Source organism: Bacillus sp. JJ1474 (assembly GCF_036965225.1).
Classification (GTDB): domain Bacteria; phylum Bacillota; class Bacilli; order Bacillales; family Cytobacillaceae; genus Cytobacillus.
The window spans coordinates 1-18,685 of record NZ_JBALPC010000051.1 but is presented as its reverse complement, the minus strand read 5'-3'; the positions used below and the strand labels follow the sequence as shown (position 1 = coordinate 18,685).

Annotated in this window: 21 protein-coding genes; 4 read left to right on the top strand and 17 right to left on the bottom strand. The window is 38.2% G+C overall.

Annotation, left to right across the window (positions count from 1 at the left end; genetic code table 11):
* Window positions 1-120: 120 nt before the first annotated feature.
* From V7164_RS08030 to V7164_RS07955, 16 genes are all read right to left on the bottom strand, one after another.
* On the bottom strand, window positions 121-477 hold the full coding sequence (locus V7164_RS08030) for a GNAT family N-acetyltransferase (protein ID WP_335346736.1): 357 nt from the start codon (window positions 475-477) through the stop codon (window positions 121-123).
* Between the two features lie 535 nt (window positions 478-1,012).
* Window positions 1,013-2,332 carry a diaminopimelate decarboxylase gene (gene lysA, locus V7164_RS08025; RefSeq protein WP_335353841.1) on the bottom strand — a complete coding sequence of 440 codons (1,320 nt, stop codon included), beginning with the start codon at window positions 2,330-2,332 and terminating at the stop codon, window positions 1,013-1,015.
* Window positions 2,333-2,712: 380 nt separating this feature from the next.
* Window positions 2,713-4,170, bottom strand: a complete 1,458-nt coding sequence (locus V7164_RS08020) for a spore germination protein (RefSeq protein WP_335346742.1) — start codon at window positions 4,168-4,170, stop codon at window positions 2,713-2,715.
* Window positions 4,160-4,747: a stage V sporulation protein AE gene (locus V7164_RS08015; RefSeq protein ID WP_335346738.1), complete on the bottom strand. Its 588-nt coding sequence runs from the start codon at window positions 4,745-4,747 to the stop codon at window positions 4,160-4,162. Before V7164_RS08015 ends, V7164_RS08020 begins: the two co-directional genes overlap by 11 nt.
* Window positions 4,748-4,779: 32 nt before the next feature.
* Window positions 4,780-5,205 (bottom strand): stage V sporulation protein AB, encoded by a 426-nt coding sequence (locus tag V7164_RS08010; protein WP_335346739.1) that lies wholly within the window; start codon window positions 5,203-5,205, stop codon window positions 4,780-4,782.
* Complete coding sequence (locus tag V7164_RS08005; RefSeq protein WP_335353840.1) at window positions 5,192-5,812, bottom strand: stage V sporulation protein AA; 621 nt, start codon at window positions 5,810-5,812, stop codon at window positions 5,192-5,194. The genes V7164_RS08010 and V7164_RS08005 overlap by 14 nt, the downstream gene beginning before the upstream one ends.
* Window positions 5,813-5,944: 132 nt before the next feature.
* Entirely contained in the window at window positions 5,945-6,703 is a 759-nt protein-coding gene (gene sigF / locus V7164_RS08000) for an RNA polymerase sporulation sigma factor SigF (RefSeq protein WP_335347390.1), read from the bottom strand.
* Window positions 6,704-6,714: 11 nt separating this feature from the next.
* Entirely contained in the window at window positions 6,715-7,155 is a 441-nt protein-coding gene (gene spoIIAB / locus V7164_RS07995) for an anti-sigma F factor (RefSeq protein WP_335347391.1), read from the bottom strand.
* A gap of 1 nt (window position 7,156) precedes the next feature.
* Window positions 7,157-7,507, bottom strand: coding sequence for an anti-sigma F factor antagonist (spoIIAA, locus tag V7164_RS07990; RefSeq protein ID WP_335347392.1), 351 nt, complete (start codon window positions 7,505-7,507; stop codon window positions 7,157-7,159).
* A gap of 132 nt (window positions 7,508-7,639) precedes the next feature.
* Window positions 7,640-8,803: a D-alanyl-D-alanine carboxypeptidase family protein gene (locus tag V7164_RS07985; protein WP_335353839.1), complete on the bottom strand. Its 1,164-nt coding sequence runs from the start codon at window positions 8,801-8,803 to the stop codon at window positions 7,640-7,642.
* A gap of 189 nt (window positions 8,804-8,992) precedes the next feature.
* Entirely contained in the window at window positions 8,993-10,297 is a 1,305-nt protein-coding gene (locus V7164_RS07980; protein ID WP_335353838.1) for a pyrimidine-nucleoside phosphorylase, read from the bottom strand.
* Between the two features lie 61 nt (window positions 10,298-10,358).
* A complete protein-coding gene (locus V7164_RS07975; protein ID WP_335353837.1) occupies window positions 10,359-11,186 on the bottom strand; it encodes a purine-nucleoside phosphorylase in 828 nt (275 codons plus the stop codon).
* Between the two features lie 14 nt (window positions 11,187-11,200).
* On the bottom strand, window positions 11,201-12,385 hold the full coding sequence (deoB, locus tag V7164_RS07970; RefSeq protein WP_335347396.1) for a phosphopentomutase: 1,185 nt from the start codon (window positions 12,383-12,385) through the stop codon (window positions 11,201-11,203).
* A gap of 429 nt (window positions 12,386-12,814) precedes the next feature.
* Window positions 12,815-13,939: an amidohydrolase gene (locus tag V7164_RS07965; RefSeq protein WP_335353836.1), complete on the bottom strand. Its 1,125-nt coding sequence runs from the start codon at window positions 13,937-13,939 to the stop codon at window positions 12,815-12,817.
* Window positions 13,940-14,044: 105 nt separating this feature from the next.
* On the bottom strand, window positions 14,045-14,635 hold the full coding sequence (locus tag V7164_RS07960; RefSeq protein ID WP_335353835.1) for a DedA family protein: 591 nt from the start codon (window positions 14,633-14,635) through the stop codon (window positions 14,045-14,047).
* A gap of 34 nt (window positions 14,636-14,669) precedes the next feature.
* Window positions 14,670-15,449, bottom strand: coding sequence for an undecaprenyl-diphosphate phosphatase (locus V7164_RS07955; RefSeq protein WP_335348260.1), 780 nt, complete (start codon window positions 15,447-15,449; stop codon window positions 14,670-14,672).
* A 257-nt stretch (window positions 15,450-15,706) separates the two neighbouring features.
* On the opposite strand from V7164_RS07955, the gene V7164_RS07950 reads away from it, so the two are divergent.
* The 4 genes from V7164_RS07950 (at window position 15,707) to V7164_RS07935 (ending at window position 18,030) form a co-directional block, all read left to right on the top strand.
* Window positions 15,707-16,030 (top strand): DUF4870 domain-containing protein, encoded by a 324-nt coding sequence (locus tag V7164_RS07950; RefSeq protein ID WP_335353834.1) that lies wholly within the window; start codon window positions 15,707-15,709, stop codon window positions 16,028-16,030.
* Window positions 16,031-16,151: 121 nt separating this feature from the next.
* On the top strand, window positions 16,152-16,352 hold the full coding sequence (locus tag V7164_RS07945) for a PLD nuclease N-terminal domain-containing protein (protein ID WP_335353833.1): 201 nt from the start codon (window positions 16,152-16,154) through the stop codon (window positions 16,350-16,352).
* Window positions 16,352-17,257 (top strand): ABC transporter ATP-binding protein, encoded by a 906-nt coding sequence (locus tag V7164_RS07940; RefSeq protein ID WP_335353832.1) that lies wholly within the window; start codon window positions 16,352-16,354, stop codon window positions 17,255-17,257. Before V7164_RS07945 ends, V7164_RS07940 begins: the two co-directional genes overlap by 1 nt.
* On the top strand, window positions 17,254-18,030 hold the full coding sequence (locus V7164_RS07935) for an ABC transporter permease (RefSeq protein ID WP_335353831.1): 777 nt from the start codon (window positions 17,254-17,256) through the stop codon (window positions 18,028-18,030). The genes V7164_RS07940 and V7164_RS07935 overlap by 4 nt, the downstream gene beginning before the upstream one ends.
* Before the next feature lie 22 nt (window positions 18,031-18,052).
* Here V7164_RS07935 and V7164_RS07930 read toward each other — a convergent pair whose 3' ends face one another.
* Window positions 18,053-18,616, bottom strand: coding sequence for a YdcF family protein (locus tag V7164_RS07930; RefSeq protein ID WP_335353830.1), 564 nt, complete (start codon window positions 18,614-18,616; stop codon window positions 18,053-18,055).
* Window positions 18,617-18,685: the final 69 nt, after the last annotated feature.

The following is an 18,685-nucleotide window of genomic DNA, read 5'->3' as shown; positions in this document are numbered from 1 at the left end:
TGTCGCATTGTCGACACTATTACGTCCTGTACGTCTGGGCTAGGCGCTGAAGCTAGCCGAAAAAAATAGCAATCGGTAAATTCTCCGATTGCTTTAGCTTTTGTGTATGTTAAGGAAACTTTATGCATCTATATTTAAATCACATTTATTAAGAAAAGAATCAGTCATCTCGTTTGACCGTAATTCTTTCTCTGCAAACATTTCTTTCAATGCTTTAACCATTGTCGTTCCAATGCCTTGATGCCTATGTGAAGGGTTGACTGAAATATGCTCAATCATAGCTGAATCATCCAGAAATGAAACGCCAATTAAGCCGATAATATCGTCCCCTTCCTTCCATAGAAATAATTGCCTGTTTTCAGCTGTTTCATATTGCTTCATAGTCTGCTGTAAAACCTTCAGATCCTTTTCATTTGGCATAAACGATAAAAGTCCCATAGCAATTTTTTCAAAAGCCTTTTTATATCGAATTAACATATTATCCCTCATTATTAGTAAAACATAGTGTTGACCTGCCGTTTTTGCGTGTACTCCGTTTTACTTATGCGATATTTTTATTGGAATCTCTTTTACATGCGAATTCCATATTATCACGATGATGATTAGTCTTTTCTGCATGTTAGCTTAGTTTCATTCATGCAAATTTTGCTCAAATTTCTTATTTCTATCCCTATTTTCCCCAAAAATTATTCATTTCAAACTTATTAATAATATATGTATTAAATCTCCCTTTGCTCCCTCACAAATGCTATTTTCCACTATCCTTCTCAATTTCAATTTTCGAAATGGATTCACTTTGATGGAACAATAACGAACCAATAAAAAAGCCCCCATGCTAGGCTGCCTATTAAGAATAAAACGAAAAGAAGCCAATTATTTTTCTTCATATACCCTAAGTTGCCCCTCCTAAAGAAATCTAAAAAACTATGGACAACTTCATTTTACACGATAGAGAACATTATTTCCATGCCACATACTGAAAATAAAGTAAAGCTGCCTTTAAATGGCAGCTTTAATTATTAATTTTTTGTTTAATTGAAAGATCCATTCTAATTAAATCCTCATATGTTTCCCGTTTCACAACAAGCTTCGCTTCCCCATTCTCGACAAATACAACAGCAGGTCTTGGGAGACGATTATAGTTATTAGCCATAGCATACCCATAAGCACCTGTACAAAATACAGCTAATAAATCATCACTATCAGATTTTGGAAGAGGTAAATCCCAAATAAGCATGTCACCTGATTCACAACACTTCCCTGCAATTGATACAGTTTCCTCTGTTTTTTCATGTACCCTATTAGCTAACACGGCCTCATATTTCGCCTGATATAGAGCAGGTCGAATATTATCGCTCATCCCGCCATCTACTGCCACATATTGACGAACATTTGGGACTTCTTTTCTTGATCCAATTTTGTAAAGAGTAGTTCCAGCATCCCCAACTAAAGATCTTCCCGGCTCAATCCATATTTCAGGCATCTTCATGGAATAATTTTCTGCCTGCTTTTTCACTTCTTCAATAATTTCGGCTACATATTGGGCCGCTGGCAGAGGCTTGTCCTCATCCGTATAGCGAATCCCGAATCCGCCTCCTAAGTTTAAAACCTTAGACTCATAGGAGAAGGCTTCCTTCCAATCATGCAGTTTTTCAAAAAGCTTCTTAGCCGCTAAAATAAAGCCTGTTGTTTCAAATATTTGCGACCCGATATGACAATGAAGTCCAAGTACTTCTATTCTCTCAAATTGAAGCGCCATATTAAGAGCCTTTTCTGCTTGCCCATTTTGCAAATCAAAACCAAATTTCGAATCTGCTTGACCTGTTAAAATATAATCATGGGTATGTGCTTCTATCCCTGGGGTTACTCTTAATAATATTTTTGTGTCCATTTTCAATAATTCGCAAAGGGAATTTAATAATTCCAGCTCATAAAAGTTATCAACAACTATACAGCCGATCTCGTGCTTCAGTGCCATTTCAAGTTCTTCTTTGCTTTTATTATTTCCGTGAAAATGAATACGCTCTCTCGGAAAATCAGCTGCCAAAGCTGTATATAATTCACCGCCTGAAACAACATCTAATGATAGACCTTCTTCCTCTGCAAGCTGAACCATCGCAATAGTTGAAAAGGCCTTGCTAGCATAAGCAACCTGAGCAGGTACTTTTAAGTTTTCGAATGTTTGCTTAAAGCCCCTTGCCCGCTCTCTTATTAACGATACATCATAAATATATAATGGTGTTCCATATTTCTCAGCAAGTTCAACCGTGTCTACTCCGCCTATTTCAAGATGACCCTTAGTATTAACCTTTGATGTGCCATGTAAATACATAATTTCCCCTCTTCCTAAAAGCACAGCTGTATACATGCCTTAGATATTATTTTATTCACTTACAACGAGGCTTGATAATCATATCCGCCATTCTCTTCTTTTTTAGCTTTAGCATCATTCTTTAGAAATAAATAGACAGAATTCTACATGAGAAACTGTCTTTTTTAATATCCTATTGGAAATATTACAAATACTTTAACATAAATACAAGCTAATCACAATCGCAATGACTAGGCCGCTTTATTATTTTTTCGCAGATTTGTTCAACTTTTAACAGTGGGGGATGAAGGCCGACTAAGTTCGCCACTGCCTAATGTCTTCGTTAGCACTTACACACCTAATGCATCGGAACTCCCACCACTGATTGAAGTTTCACTTTATTACTGCCTAACACGATCCCTAGGGCGGTTAATACTTGGACGAAGCTTCGATCCTGGTACCGCCCTGCGAACAATAATCTGCAGTAGTGCTTTTGGATAAAATGGAATGAATGGCCATAAATAAGGTGTATTCAGCGGCTTTTTGCTTGCAAGCCAAATGATGAATAATGTAATTGAGACGATTAATCCTGGTCCATGGAAAATGGCTACCGCGATTAATAAACAAAGCCTTGTTATTTTATTGGCAATACTTAATTCGTAACTTGGAGTCGTATAGGTCCCAATGGCTGCTAATGATACATAAAGGATTACTTCTGGGACAAATAATCCAACATCAATCGCAATTTGCCCAATCAACACAGCGGCAATTAATCCCATGGCCGTGGCAAGTGGGGTCGGTGTATGTATAGCTGCCATCCGTAGAATCTCTATACCAAAATCAGCTAGAAATATTTGTACGATAATCGGAACGTTTGTTTTTTCATTTGGCCCAATAAATGAAAGACTTTCCGGCAAAAGTGACGGCTCCAAAGCAAATAAAAACCATAGCGGTAACAGAAACAAGGAGGAAAATATGCCAATAAAGCGCATCCAGCGTTCAAAAGTCCCAACAGCGGGTGACTGTCTATATTCTTCCGCATGCTGCATATGATAGAAATACGTTGTCGGTGTGATAATGACACTTGGTGATGTATCCACATATACGAGAACATGACCTTCGAGTAAATGTGTTGCAGCAACATCTGCTCGTTCTGTATAACGAACATACGGGAAAGGATCATATCCTTGTTTGAAAAGAAATTCTTCTACTGTTTTATCAGCCATCGGGATCCCATCAATTTTTATATTTTCAATTTCCTTCCTGATTATATTAATTAAATCAGGGTCGGCAATATCTCTAATATACCCGATGGCAACATCTGTTTTGGACCTTTCACCAACAGCTGTAATTTCAAAGCGAAGTCTTTCATCTTTAATCCTTCTTCTTGTTAAGGCTGTATTCAAAATAATGTTCTCGACAAAACCATCCCGAGATCCGCGGATGACCTTTTCTGTATCCGGTTCTTGCGGTGACCTCCCTGGATAGCTGCGAACATCAACGACAAATGCGGTCATTTCTCCCTCAATGACAACAACAATTAATCCAGATAGTACTTGATCTACAAGTTCATCCATTGTCTTTATTTTTTCTACAGCATCATGGACTAGGCGGTTTTCAACAATTTCAAAAATTTTTGAGGATTGTTTTTCATGATCATTAATCTCAACTAGTTCTTCGATTAATTGAACGATGATCAGTGAGTCGGTTAAGCCATTTACATAATACAAATGCACATCTTTGCGAAGAATTTTCAGCTTTCTTATCCCTAAATCGAAGCTTACACCGAGCCCAATTCGTTCTTCCATATATTTTTCAATTTTATCTAATGATTCAGGAATAGGCATTTTATTCTGCATCTTGTTGTCTGACACGATAACCGCTCCTTTCCATAATAAGCTCAATAGCTTTCCTCGTTATTGGAGACCCTTTATCAAGGTCATCCATTTTTGCCATTTTTCCAATATCTCCAATTCCAACAATGATTGGAACATTTAGTTCATCAAGGCAATAAACAGTGTCACCATTTAGCCTGCCAATATCCATTTCAGGCAGCCCATATTTGTCCACACCATATGGAGTTAATCCCCCTTCTCGGTCAATGCAGACATTTACTCTCGTCCATTCAGCCTGCCTCGTCTTGGCTGCAACCGCAACAATTCCCAACACCTCAATATCTTCATGGCAAGCTACATACTTTAAGGCCTTTTCTCCCGCTCCTTCTCCTTCGAAGCCACTATCATCAAACATAACTATAACTGGATCATGAGAAGCTTTTTTTATCAGTTTAACGATTGCAGGACCACTTAATACTGTGGGATTCCCGTGGGATAATGAGATGCATCTTCCGCCTATTTCCTTTGCCACATATTCAATAGACCTTCTAGCATAGTCATCCCCATCTGTTACTAAAATCACGCTTCTCCTATCATCCATATTTATTGTTCCTTTCATTGTGGTATGGTCTATTATTTATCAACAAAATACACCCATTGATATAAGGACCCAAAGATCTTCCCGAAAACAATCGCCATTAATAAAATGACAATTTGTCCGTCAACTCCAATTCTTTTTGCAAGAATTGGGAGTACATTTAATACTTCTGTTAACGCTGCGGCAACCATTCCTACAAATACGCCTGAGGCTAAACCAATGGGTAATAAAAGGTACGGAGTAAGGGTTAAAATGGGGTCCCATAAAGTAGCCGCTGCACCAATAACAGCCCCTAACACAATTGCCCACTCATAAAAACGTACCATTTTCATCGTTTTAGTAAGCTGTGTCAGTCTTGGGATAATGCCAAATACAGTTAAAAACGCTACGAAGCCTGAGCCTACTGCTAAACCACCGGCAAGTCCAATAAAAACAACTATAATCACATTAATGGTCGTCAATATTTTTCATACTTTCTTTGTTTTGATGCATAGATATATAGTTGTCTAAATCCATTTGATAATTAAACATCTCCACTTCCAGCGGGCTCGGTTCTTCATTTAGACGCTTTTTAAATAAATGGTTAAAAAAAAGAATCATTCCTGCACCTAAACCAATCGAATATGGAATTTGGAAAATTAACGGCTTTGAATCGACTTCCCCAGTCATTATCGTATAAATCCGCTGCTGAACAATCTGCATGCTTACATCCTCATGGAAATTCATGATTGTCAATGCAGCACCGAAAAATAATAAGAGCCAAACAATAAAAAATAGCGGAATGGAAATCTTTCGTTTTTTTGCAATCACTTCAACGATTACTTGTGATGGCCCTACTGTTTGAATCTCAACTTCAGGATGTTGTTTAATGATCTCCCGGATTACTTTCATTACATCTACTACGATCATATTTTGATCCTTTTCACTCACCTCATAAACTTTTAAATTTCTTAATTGGGCGTAAATCTGTTCATCGGCAATGATCTGCGCAATGTCCTTTACAAAAATGGAGGCTCGCGGTCGAACTTGCAATCGATGTCTCAATCGAATATAAACCGTTTGTTCCATTTTTCTCACTTCCTACATATAAATTTCCTTATATATGTAGTATGAGTTACATATATTGACTTCATGATTACCAATATTTAGATGCATAAAAGTACAAATGCACTGGAGCTTGACGTGAAAAAACCGTATGGATCATACGTCCATACGGTCTTTCATTTGCTGAAGTATTTTTTTCTCTAGCCTTGAAACTTGAACTTGTGAAATCCCAAGTCTCGCAGCAACCTCTGATTGGGTCTGGTCTTTGTAATAACGTAAGTAAACGATTAACCTTTCCCTTTCATCTAAATCATTAATGGCTTCTTTTAAGGCAATTTTATCGAACCATTTCCCTTCATTGCCATCGTCAATTTGATCAAGCAATGTAATCGGATCTCCATCATTTTCATATACGGTTTCATGGATGGACGAAGGGGTTCGTCCAGCTTCCTGCGCAAGAATAATATCCTCTGGTGGAATATCAAGAAACTCGGAAAGTTCATTGACTGTTGGGATGCGGCCAAGTGATTTTGATAACTCATCTTTCGCCTTCCGGATTTTATTCCCCATCTCTTTAAGAGACCGGCTCACTTTCACTGTTCCATCATCGCGAATAAATCGCTGGATTTCTCCAATAATCATTGGCACCGCATACGTTGAGAACTTAACATCATAGCTTAAATCGAATTTATCAACAGACTTTAGCAATCCAATACATCCGATTTGGAAGAGATCATCTGGTTCATATCCCCTGTTTAAAAAGCGCTGGACAACAGACCATACGAGACGCATGTTCTTTTGAACAATCGTATCCCGTGCACTCTGATCCCCATCCTGGCTCTTTTTAATAAGATCCTTCACTTCATAATCCTTCAAAAATGCTTGGCCTTTATCAGCTTTTACCTCCACATCCATAGCAAGACTCCTTAATTACACAGCATTTTACTATTTGATAAATGCTTTCTTAATCGGATCTCTGTGCCTTTCCCCGGTTGCGATTGAATTTCGATTTCATCCATAAAGTTTTCCATAATCGTAAAGCCCATACCTGATCTTTCTAGCTCAGGCTTCGTTGTAAATAATGGCTGACGTGCCTCTTCCACATCCATAATCCCTGATCCTTCATCCCTAATAGACATATCAATAAAGCCGTCCTCCATTTTAACGGTTATATAAACCATTCCATTTGGATCCTGTTCATAGCCATGAATAATCGCATTTGTAACTGCTTCAGAAACAACGGTCTTTATTTCAGTTAATTCATCCATTGTTGGGTCTAGCTGGGTAATAAATGCAGCAACAGTTACACGGGCAAATGATTCATTTTGGCTTAATGCACTAAACTGAATATGCATTTCATTTTTCATATTAGGCAACCCCCAGTCTTTGCAAAGCAAATTCTTCAGTCGGCTCTAAGCGAATAATCTTAAATAACCCCGACATTTCGAATAATCTTTGTACGGCTGGAGAAATTGCACAAACAACCATTTCACCATGATGCTGTTTAATTTGTTTATACCGGCCCAGAATAACACCTAGTCCTGAGCTGTCCATAAATGAAAGCTGCTCAAGATTTAATACAATATGGTGGATATCATAATCTTCAATTGCCTTCGTCGCTTGTTCACGCAGCTCATCAGCTGAATGATGATCTAATTCCCCGCTAAGACGAATACATAAGACATCTCTTTTTACTTCTAAATTAATCGAAAGACTCACTATTATAGCCTCCTTATCTAGTCTCTAGTGAGTCCAATTCGATATTCTAACTCGCATTTCCTTCCTTAAGACAAAACTAGTGCTTATTCGCTAAAAGTAGAAGGCATATAGTTATTTTCGACATATTAGCTATTATCCTGCTCTTGTAAACATTCCAATGGACCGTTTATACAAAGTCCACCAGTTCGCTTCCTTGCTGGCTTCTTTTGCTACAAGAGGGCTTTCCACTAATGTTTTTCCGTCTTGAATGAGCTTTAAAGTACCGACCTTATCTCCTTTTTTAATGGGTGCCTTTAAATTCTTGTCCAAAACGATAGATTGTTTAATATTTTCAATGTTTTCGCCTTTTTTCGTTAATAAGGAGATCGGTTCGCTTGTAAGAGCTTCAATCTTTTTCTTTTCACCTTTGCTTACAGCCACATGACCTAGAGCTATGTTTCTTTTAAACATAGGGTGGGTTTTGTATTGACTAAAAGCATAGTCCAGCATTTTTGTAACTTGTGCATTACGTTCCTTAGATGTAGGCGCTCCAAACACAACAGCTATGACTCGCATCCCGTCTTTTTGTGCTGTTGCTGTTAAGCAATATTTAGCTTCATTTGTAAATCCAGTCTTTAGTCCATCAACACCTGGGTAGAAACGAACTAGCCTGTTCGTATTGACGAGCCAAAACTTTTTATCTGAGCCTTCACGCAAGTATGATTCATAGGTACTAGTAAATTTAGTTATATCTTCATATTTAAGAAGTTCTTTAGCCATAATTGCCATATCATGAGCAGTACTGAAATCCTTTTTACCAGGCAGTCCAGTGGCTGATTTAAATTCGGTATTCTTTAACCCGAGTTCATTTGCCTTTTTGTTCATTTGCTTGACAAATTCTCCCTCAGAACCTGCAAGCCTTTCTGCCATGGCAACAGATGCATCATTTCCAGATGCAATCGCAATCCCTTCTAACATCTGCTTCGTTGTCATTTCCTCACCAGGCTCAAGGAAAATTTGGGAACCTCCCATTGAAGCTGCATATTCACTCGTACGAATTTTTTCATCCATGGAAAGCTTTCCATTATCAATTGCTTCCATGATTAGGAGCATGGTCATAACCTTTGTCATGCTTGCGGGCGGAAGTTTTTCATCACTGTTTTTTTCATATAGCACTGTCCCTGTGTCGCGCTCAATTAAAATAGCAGACTTCACATTTTGGACAAGATCTACCTCACTTTCTCTAGCTAAAGCAGATGGTACAAAGGCAGATGCTAATAAAAAGGACATCACCATTATAGAGATTATTCGTTTCATCACATAACCCTCCATTCTTTATAGGCTCCATCCTTTCCAATTGGAGGGAAATTATACAACTCGTTCCATACTAAAATGAATATTTTCTTCAGTGATCGGATAATTTATAAATTTGGATCAATCATTACTTATTAAACATAAAAAAACGCCAGGGAAATTAGTTCCACTGACGCTTCTATTTTTCAGTTCTTATTCAGTTATTTCTTCATGAATTAATACTGGTGGGGTTACTTTATTCTCAGATATCCTTATATTCTCATATAGCTTTTTTGTAATCTCTGAAATATTTTCGAAGTTACTATAAATGGTTACGAGCGAATCGCCTTTTTTTACTTGGTCGCCAATTTTTTTGCGAAGAATTAGACCAACAGCAAGATCGATAACAGACTCCTTCGTTGCTCTTCCCGCTCCAAGAAGCATAGCCGCTGTTCCAATTTCATCTGCGACCATTTCAGATACATAGCCATCTTCCGTTGCTTCCAGTTCAAAAGTATACTTCGCCTGTGGAAGCATGTCTGGATTATCTACAACGGCCCCATCCCCGCCTTGCGCGGTTAAAAAGGTTTTAAAGACATTTAATGCAGTCCCATCCTTTATGGCACCCTCCAGCATGGTACGTGCTTCCTCCAGTGTATTAGCCTTTTTAGCTAAATAAACCATATAGCTTCCTAAAGTCAGGCATAGTTCAGTTAAATCCTCTGGACCTTCCCCTTTAAGCGTATCAATAGCTTCCTTCACTTCCAATGCATTTCCGATTGCATACCCGAGCGGCTGGCTCATATCAGATATGATTGCCATTGTATTTCTGCCAACATTGTTACCAATCTGAACCATCGCCTTTGCGAGCTCCCTTGAGTCATCAAGTGTTTTCATGAAAGCTCCGGCGCCGGTTTTGACATCAAGAACAATGGCATCCGCACCAGCCGCGATTTTTTTACTCATAATGGAGCCTGCGATTAGCGGAATGCTATTCACTGTAGCCGTTACATCACGAAGAGCATATAGCTTTTTATCAGCAGGTGTTAAATTCCCGCTTTGTCCAATGACAGCAATTTTATTTGTATTGACAAGATTTATAAACTCTTCGTTCTCCAGTTCCACATGGAAACCATTGACTGATTCCAGCTTATCAATCGTTCCGCCCGTATGTCCGAGACCTCTGCCAGACATTTTTGCTACGGGAACGCCTACCGCTGCAACGAGTGGTCCTAATACTAGCGTTGTTGTATCCCCAACTCCACCCGTTGAATGCTTATCTACCTTTATTCCTTCAATTTTTGATAAATCGATTTGATCCCCTGACTGCACCATAGCCATAGTTAGATCGGCTCTTTCCTTTTCAGTCATATCTTGAAAATAAATCGCCATCATTAGGGCACTTGCTTGATAGTCAGGAATAGATCCATCCGTATATCCCTGAATGAAAAATTGAATTTCTTCAGAAGAAAGCTCTTTTCCGTCTCGTTTGTTTTCAATAATATCAATCATTCTCATTTTTAATCACCGATCCGTTTTCATAATTTCATGGGTAATGCGAAAGTTTAATTTGGTAAAATTAATTTTTTGTTCCCATCTCTGCGACAATTTCTTTTACATACTGCAGAAAATGAGTCTTCACTTTCTCTGTAGTCTCAATAACCTCTTCATGGTTAAGCGGCTGATCTAAGATTCCGGCTGCCATATTCGAAATACATGAAATTCCGAGCACTTTCAATCCTGCATGCCTTGCCACTATTACCTCAGGAACGGTTGACATTCCTACAGCATCCCCGCCCATAGTACGGAGCATGCGGACTTCAGCAGGAGTTTCATAGGTCGGGCCTGTATTTCCAACATACACACCTTCTTGAATGGACAAGTTTAAATTTTCGGCCATTTTTCTTGCAAGCATTCTCAGCTCTTTAGAGTATGCTTCTGACATATCAGGAAAACGTACCCCCATCTGAGAATCATTTGGACCAATTAATGGATTATTCCCCATGTTATTAATGTGATCAGAAATAAGCATTAAATCCCCCGGCGAGTATGTTTCATTTACTCCGCCGGCAGCATTAGTCACAATTAATTGCTTAATTCCAAGCTCCTTCATGACTCTTACCGGAAATGTTACTTTATCGAAGCTATATCCTTCATAATAGTGAAAACGGCCTTGCATAACTGCAACGGGAACTCCATTTAATAAGCCAGAGACTAGATTTCCTGCATGGCCTTCTACCGTGGAAACTGGAAAATTAGGAATTTCATTGTATGGAATTTTTAAGGCGTCTTCTACTTCATCTCCTAATACACCTAATCCTGAACCAAGAATAAGGCCAATTAATGGCTGCTGCTTATATTTTCCTTTTAAAAATTGTGCAGCCTGCTGAATTTTTTGATAATCCATTTTCACTTTTCCTCCTATTTTAATTCTGTTAAGAAACTTCTTCCATTTGCTGGCATTTTAACTTGGAAATTTTCTGCAACGGTAGCACCGATATCCGCAAAGGTTTTCCTAATCGGAAGCTCTTTACCTTCTTCCATATTTTTTTCATAAACTAAGAGTGGCACAAATTCTCTCGTATGATCTGTTCCATGATGGACGGGATCGTTTCCATGATCTGCTGTAATAATTAATAAATCATGCTCTTGCATTTTGGCAAATACTTCAGGAAGGCGCTCGTCATATTCTTCAAGCGCTTTGCCATAGCCTATTGGATCACGCCGATGTCCATAAAGTGCATCAAAATCAACAAGATTAAGGAAGCTTAAGCCTGTAAAATCCATATCGAATGATTGCAATAACTTATCCATGCCGTCCATATTTGAAACCGTGCGCAGTGATTCAGTTACCCCTTCTCCATCAAATATATCGGAAATTTTTCCAATCGCAATAACATCCAATCCTGCATCCTTTAGCTCAGACATAACTGTCCGTTCAAATGGCTTTAGCGCATAATCATGACGATTAGAAGTTCTTTGGAAATTTCCTGGCTTGCCAGTAAAAGGTCTGGCAATCACTCTGCCGACCATATATTTTTCATCTAAAGTTAATTCGCGGGCAATTTTGCAAATCCGATATTGCTCCTCAATCGGAATAATTTCTTCATGGGCCGCAATTTGCAAAACGGAATCAGCTGAAGTATAAACGATGAGAGCCCCTGTTTTCATATGCTCTTCCCCAAGCTCTACAATAATTTCCGTTCCGCTTGCTGGTTTATTGCCAATCACCTTTCTTCCTGTACGTGATTCTAATTCGGATATGAGCTCTTCTGGAAAGCCATTAGGAAAAACTTGAAATGGAGTTTGAATATTTAGGCCCATTATTTCCCAGTGACCTGTCATTGTGTCCTTTCCATTCGACGCTTCCTGCATTTTTGTATAAAAAGCAAGCGGATTTTCAGCTTTTTTAACTCCTTTAATTTCACGGATATTACTAAGACCAAGCTTTGCCATGTTCGACATCTTTAGTCCATTCATTTTATCTGCAATATGACCTAGTGTATCTGCACCGATATCCCCAAATTTTTCTGCATCAGGCGCTTCACCAATCCCTACAGAATCCATGACGATGACGAATATTCTTTTATACGCAAATGATGACATATTCATTCCTCCTAATTTCATGAATGCGGTTACAACGAAATTCGATTTATTTTGTTTTTTTACTATATTTAAGGTTACCCTTTCTTAATTGTGATTAACACAATTTTTCTTCTCATACGTCAGAAGTCTGACTTCTATATTTTACATAAGGGAAGCAAAAAATAAAAGAAAAAAGCTGCCAATTACTATGACAGCTTATTGATCTATAGGTTTATCGCAGATTAACGGGCTGTAAGACCCCCTCTTCAAGAAGTTGAGTTAAACAAAAATTTCTAAGTGGGGGATCAACAGCCCGTAAAGGCCCGATTATAGGAACACAGACTAAGAACGCCACGTCCTGTGGCAACGTCTGTGTGACCCACATCCTGTGGGCCGCAACTAACAATCAGTGGGGGATGAAAGAAAATCCCCACTGATTGAAGTTTCACTTTACGACTCAGTATATTCGAAAACACCGTTTATCATCGTCCATTTTGGTTTTGCAAGAAAATGAAAGGGGTGATGACTCCAAAGGACTAAATCGGCATCCTTCCCGGGTTCAATACTGCCTAGCTGCTTGTCAACTCGGAGATTTTTTGCTGGAAGAATGGTTATTCCTTCTAAAGCCTTTTGTTCTGATAAACCTTCACGAACAGCGATAGCAGCGCATAAGTTCAAATATTGAATAGGTGTATAAGGGTGGTCTGTTGTGATGGATACTTCTACACCATGGTTTGTAAGTTCCTGATATGTTTTCCACGTTTTATTCTTAAGCTCCACCTTCGAACGTCTTGTTAAAGTTGGACCAACTGATACCTTTAAATCAAGGTCAGCTAATTCCTCTGCAATGAGATGTCCTTCTGTACAATGCTCAATCCTTAAATCAAGATTAAATTCCTCAGCAAATCGAACAGCGGAAATAATATCGTCTGCACGATGAGCATGAACCCGAACAGGGATTTCCCGATTAAGAGCTTGAATAATGGGAGCAGTCCGCAATGATTCAGGCTGATCAGTACTTGCAGCCTCATAGAATACTTCCCGAAGCTTTCCCATAATTCCCATTCTAGTGATCGAATCTTTATTTCCTTGGCTGTGAATTTGTTTCGGATTTTCGCCAAGAGCAATTTTCAATCCTGCGGTTTCCTGAACAAGCATTTTCTTAATATTCTTACCGGCTGTTTTAATAACAGAAGTTGTTCCGCCAATTACATTTGCGCTGCCTGGCATAATATGAGCGGTTGTAATCCCATATTTTACTGCATCGGAAAATGCAGGATCAAGCGGGTATACTCCATCCATCGCCCTAACATGAGGAGACAAGAGCTCAGCCGTTTCATTGGCATCATTTCCTGCCCAGCCTGTCCCTTCATCATACAGGCCAAGATGTGTATGAACATCAATAAATCCTGGGAATAAATAATGGTTATGACATTCGATGACATAAACATCTGGACCTGTAACATCTATTTTTCCTATTCCGGCAATTTTCCCGTTTTCCACTAAAACATCGCCATAAAAAGCAGATGCTGTGACCGGGTAAACATTGGCGTTTTTCAATAATATTTTTGTCATGATATTCCTTTCTGGCATCAATCTTTTTCTATTTATTTTAACAACTATGATCATAATAAGGAACATTATTTAATATAAAAAACCGCACGGAGCGGCGAAGGAAGATTATTTCTTTTCTTGGCGTTTTTTATAAAAGAAGTAAATTCCGATCGATACAAAAGCTAGAATGATAATAGGCATCAGAAATGGCTTTGCATAGTCTTTAATATCTCTCCAATGGTCTCCTAGCTCCATTCCTAATAATAAAAATAAAACGGTCCAAGGAATCATGGCTGCTACAGTATATAAGGTGAAGATTGATAAAGGCATTTTGGAAATGCCAGCAGGTATGGAAATCGCATGGCGAATAACTGGGACAAATCGCGCTGTAAAAATGACTCCTGTTCCATACTTTTTAAACCATTCCTCTGAAGCATCTAAATGAGACTTTTTGATTAACAGAAATTTACCATATTTATCAAGCACGGGCCTTCCGCCATAAACTCCAAGCCAATATAGAAAAAGCTGCGCAAATGTTCCCCCAATAACACCGGCGATAAGAGCACCCCAGAAATGAATTTTTCCAGTGCTTATTAAATAACCCCCATAGCTCAATACAATTTCACTTGGTATTACTTCAACCATAAGGCCAAGAGCAATTCCAAAATAACCAAGCTGTGATAAAATGTCAAAAACAGAAAGAATGAACTCTTTCAATTTAAAAACTCCTTTATGACTTCAAATCGGACCATTAGAATATCCCAGTCATTTGAAGGATGATGATGGAGATGCCAAGAACCCAAACATAAACCGCAAAGATTTTGAGTGATTTTCTTTTTAGAAAATTAATCATCCAGACAACTGCCATATACCCAAAAATCGCAGAAGACAGGGTGGCGACAAATAAACTTCCAAAGGAAATGGATTCTGTACGGCCTGAAAGCATCTCCCCAAATTGAAGAACAATCCCACCTGCTATCGCTGGTATAGACAATAAAAATGAGAAATAGGCAGCTGTCTCTCTATCCAGTTTTCTAAATAACCCTGCTGCGATCGTGAGGCCGGACCTTGAAACAGCGGGGAAGATGGCCGCTGCTTGAAATGTGCCGATAAATAAAGCATCTCCATAGGAAATACTCTCCATTTTCTTTGCACCATTACGAATTCGATCAGCAAACCAAAGAATGATCCCAGTGACTAAGAATTCCCAGCCAATCGTAACTCCAGTCTTTGAGATGGAGTCAAATAAATCACTAAATAAAAAGCCAATGATTACTGCAGGAATCGTTCCAATGACTAGCAGCATCGAAAGCTTGCCAAAAGGATTTTTTATAATTTGAAGAAGTTCGTTTTTATATACAACAAGCACAGCAAGCAATGTCCCGACATGCAGCATCGTATCTAGAAAAAGTCCTGCCTCATCCAAACCAAATAAGTGCCTCCCTAAATACAAATGCCCTGTACTTGATATAGGAAGAAATTCGGTAAAACCCTGAATTATTCCTAGTATAAAGGCCTCAATCTTTGACATCAAATGGCATCACCCTTTAAACAATCTTACAACCTATTGAATAAAATTCTTTTGCCATTAGGCAATAGGGGTTGTCATTACAAATTGTATTCATCTTGTCCTAAACAAGAACTGAAAATGAAATCTAGTGGTCAGGTAAATAAAAATGTGTGAAATAATGTGAAACATTTTTGCTTCTAAGGCGTAAATAGTAACGTAAGAGGAATTATAGTTATTGTTCTAGACTTCTTCAAAAATTTGAAATGGGGGATTAAATCATGCCATCACAGGATGAAAAATTATTAGCGACAGCCATTTATGTAACAAGTTTTTTTACAACCATCGTTGGGCCGCTTATCATTTGGTTATTAAAGAAAAACGAATCATCATTTATTGATAATCATGGGAAAGAATATTTTAACTTTGTCATTTCCTATGGAGTTTACGCCCTGATCAGTGGAATCTTAATGATTATTCTAATCGGATTCGTCACAATATGGATTGTAGGTGTACTTGGATTTATTTTTACGATTGTTGCTGCTGTAAAAGCATACGAAGGAAAGGAATACCGTATTCCTTTAGTATTTAGAATTCTTAGATAATGCATGAAGTCTAGGGGATTATAAATCTCTTAGACTTTTTTTATTATTTTTTGAACGAATTCTGAACATAGACGTCTTATAGCTGTAACAAAATAATGACTCACTTAGGGGGATATGAATTATGGAATTATTACAGGGCATTAATTGGGCAATTATTGCTCCCATTATTGTTATACAGCTTATTCTATTTGTGATTGCTGTTATTGATTTAGTCCGGATTGAAAAAACAAACGGGCCGAAATGGATGTGGGCCATTATCATCTTGTTTGGAAATCTCATCGGCTCCATTCTCTATTTTGTTGTTGGAAGGAGAAATCATTAATGTCTGATGTTGTCACTGTCAAAGGACTAAAAAAATCCTTTAAAGACCTTGAAGTCATTAAAGGATTGGATTTTACGTTAACAAAAGGAAAATGTATAGCTTTACTCGGAGCAAATGGTGCCGGAAAAACGACCACCTTGCAAATGCTTTCGGGCTTAATGATGCCGAACTCAGGCAGTATCGTATTTGATGGGCTTGAAAAAGGGGCGGATTTTCGAAAATGGATTGGGTATCTTCCTCAGCATCCTGTTTTCTATGAATGGATGACGGGCAGGGAGTTTCTGGAATATGCAGGGAGATTAGCTGGATTACAGAAAAGTGAATCAAAAAAACGGACAGATGAGCTTCTTGAAATGGTCGGTATTGCTGAAGCAAAGAACCGCCGGGTTGGCAAGTATTCTGGAGGAATGAAGCAGAGGTTAGGGATTGCACAGGCCATCATTCACAAGCCTAAGTTAGTTATGCTCGATGAACCAGTATCTGCTCTTGACCCGTTTGGCCGCAGAGAAGTGCTTGAGCTGCTTGAAAAGCTGAAAAAGGAAACGACCATTCTTTTTTCCACACATATTTTAAATGATGCAGAAGAGGTTTGTGATGAAATTCTGTTTCTGCATAATGGGGAAATAATAGAATCGGGAACGATGGAAGAGCTTCGTGATAAACATCAGCAGGCTAAGATTGAGCTGGTATTCCGAGGGAAGGCCGATGAATATGCACAGAATTTTTCCAGCTTAGCATTATCTGTTTCAGTAGACGGGAACATAATCAGTATTGTATCTGATGATGTCGAAAGGACAAAAAGGGCTGTTCTTAAAGAGATAGTCGAAAATAACTTACCCTTGCTTAAGTTTGAGATTAGCAGAACAAGCCTAGAGGATGTATTTATGAAGGTGGTGCAAAAATGAACCAATGGGTGACTCTTTTTAATAAAGAAATGGTTGAAATGTCTAGAAATTTCAAATGGATTTGGGTTCCAATTGTATTTATTTTACTCTCAGTTAAGGAACCATTAACAGTGTATTTCATGCCTCAGATCCTTGATGCCGTTGGAGGATTGCCTGAAGGGGCTGTCATTCAGCTCCCAGTTCCATCTGCATCAGAGGTTATGGTTTCAATACTTAGTCAATTTAATACTCTAGGTGTTTTAGTCATTGTTTTAACTTCAATGGGCATGATCGCTGGAGAGAGGAAGAGCGGTGTAGCAGGTCTAATTTTGGTAAAACCAGTTTCCTATACATCTTTTATAACGGCAAAATGGGCGGGTGCCATGCTTTTATTATGGGTTTCTTTTTTTGCAGGGTATCTTACATCATGGTATTATGTCGTCATTTTGTTTGAAGCAGTTCCTTTTGCTGATTTTATGCAGTCTTTCTTTTTAAATGGAATCTGGCTGTCCTTTGTATTAACGCTTACTGTTCTTTTTAATTCAATCTTAAAATCCCCTGGGGCTGTTGGTTTTGTCTCACTTATAGTTATTATTTTACTGAGTATTTTTAATACTATATTTGCAAATTGGTTAGATTGGAGTCCTGTTCAGCTTCCGGCCTATACAAGTCAATTACTGTTTTACGGGGGAGCTCCTAAAGAGACATTCCCATCTTTAATCCTTTCAATTGTTGCTATTATTTTAATGCTCGCAGGAAGCATTCGTATATTTCGAAAAAAAGAACTTGCTTAAGAACCCAAGGTTTTGGGTTCTTTTATTTACCTACTATAGTCATTTTTATGATTGCTGCATATTCCCTAATAAAAAGTGTTGTTTTTACGATTGCTGGTGTTTCTGCAGCTAAAGGATAACCTTTTATTTCTACCTTTTCGGCTAGTTTAAGAGAACGATATAGGTGAAAGTCATTGCTGACAATAACTGCCTCATCAATATCATATATGTCTTTCGTATACTTTAAGTTTTCATATGTAGATGTTGAAAGCTCTTCTTTAAGAATCCGGTCTTCGCTAATGCCCTGTTCAATAAAAAAACGCCTAAGTGCTTCTGCTTCAGTAATATTTTCTCCATTTCCTTGCCCTCCAGTTACAATTACATTCGTTTCGGGATTCTCCTTTAAATACTCTAATGCCTTTTTGGCACGGAAAAGTAAACTGAGAGACATTTCTTCTCCATTCACTTTAGCTCCAAGAACAATTAAGTATGGAACACTGTGGGGTGGAGTTTTTTTTGCAGTTTCCATCATTGATTGATGTATACCTATAATTATTATTAAAAGCAGGATGATGGCGGCACTAATTAAAATTAATATTTTTTTCATTTTTTTCCTCCAAAGAACTCATGATTGCCAGAGGTATTTAATAGATATAGAAAGAGACTCTATTAATTT

Excerpts from the sequence above, each read along its gene's own strand:
- V7164_RS08030 (WP_335346736.1), bottom strand. The coding sequence starts at position 477 with ATGTTAATTCGATATAAAAAGGCTTTTGAAAAAATTGCTATGGGACTT.
- lysA (WP_335353841.1), bottom strand. The coding sequence starts at position 2,332 with ATGTATTTACATGGCACATCAAAGGTTAATACTAAGGGTCATCTTGAA.
- V7164_RS08020 (WP_335346742.1), bottom strand. The coding sequence starts at position 4,170 with ATGCAGAATAAAATGCCTATTCCTGAATCATTAGATAAAATTGAAAAA.
- V7164_RS08015 (WP_335346738.1), bottom strand. The coding sequence starts at position 4,747 with ATGGATGATAGGAGAAGCGTGATTTTAGTAACAGATGGGGATGACTAT.
- V7164_RS08005 (WP_335353840.1), bottom strand. The coding sequence starts at position 5,812 with ATGGAACAAACGGTTTATATTCGATTGAGACATCGATTGCAAGTTCGA.
- sigF (WP_335347390.1), bottom strand. The coding sequence starts at position 6,703 with ATGGATGTGGAGGTAAAAGCTGATAAAGGCCAAGCATTTTTGAAGGAT.
- spoIIAB (WP_335347391.1), bottom strand. The coding sequence starts at position 7,155 with ATGAAAAATGAAATGCATATTCAGTTTAGTGCATTAAGCCAAAATGAA.
- V7164_RS07985 (WP_335353839.1), bottom strand. The coding sequence starts at position 8,803 with ATGAAACGAATAATCTCTATAATGGTGATGTCCTTTTTATTAGCATCT.
- V7164_RS07980 (WP_335353838.1), bottom strand. The coding sequence starts at position 10,297 with ATGAGAATGATTGATATTATTGAAAACAAACGAGACGGAAAAGAGCTT.
- V7164_RS07975 (WP_335353837.1), bottom strand. The coding sequence starts at position 11,186 with ATGGATTATCAAAAAATTCAGCAGGCTGCACAATTTTTAAAAGGAAAA.
- deoB (WP_335347396.1), bottom strand. The coding sequence starts at position 12,385 with ATGTCATCATTTGCGTATAAAAGAATATTCGTCATCGTCATGGATTCT.
- V7164_RS07965 (WP_335353836.1), bottom strand. The coding sequence starts at position 13,939 with ATGACAAAAATATTATTGAAAAACGCCAATGTTTACCCGGTCACAGCA.
- V7164_RS07955 (WP_335348260.1), bottom strand. The coding sequence starts at position 15,449 with ATGTCAAAGATTGAGGCCTTTATACTAGGAATAATTCAGGGTTTTACC.
- V7164_RS07950 (WP_335353834.1), top strand. The coding sequence starts at position 15,707 with ATGCCATCACAGGATGAAAAATTATTAGCGACAGCCATTTATGTAACA.
- V7164_RS07945 (WP_335353833.1), top strand. The coding sequence starts at position 16,152 with ATGGAATTATTACAGGGCATTAATTGGGCAATTATTGCTCCCATTATT.
- V7164_RS07940 (WP_335353832.1), top strand. The coding sequence starts at position 16,352 with ATGTCTGATGTTGTCACTGTCAAAGGACTAAAAAAATCCTTTAAAGAC.
- V7164_RS07935 (WP_335353831.1), top strand. The coding sequence starts at position 17,254 with ATGAACCAATGGGTGACTCTTTTTAATAAAGAAATGGTTGAAATGTCT.
- V7164_RS07930 (WP_335353830.1), bottom strand. The coding sequence starts at position 18,616 with ATGAAAAAAATATTAATTTTAATTAGTGCCGCCATCATCCTGCTTTTA.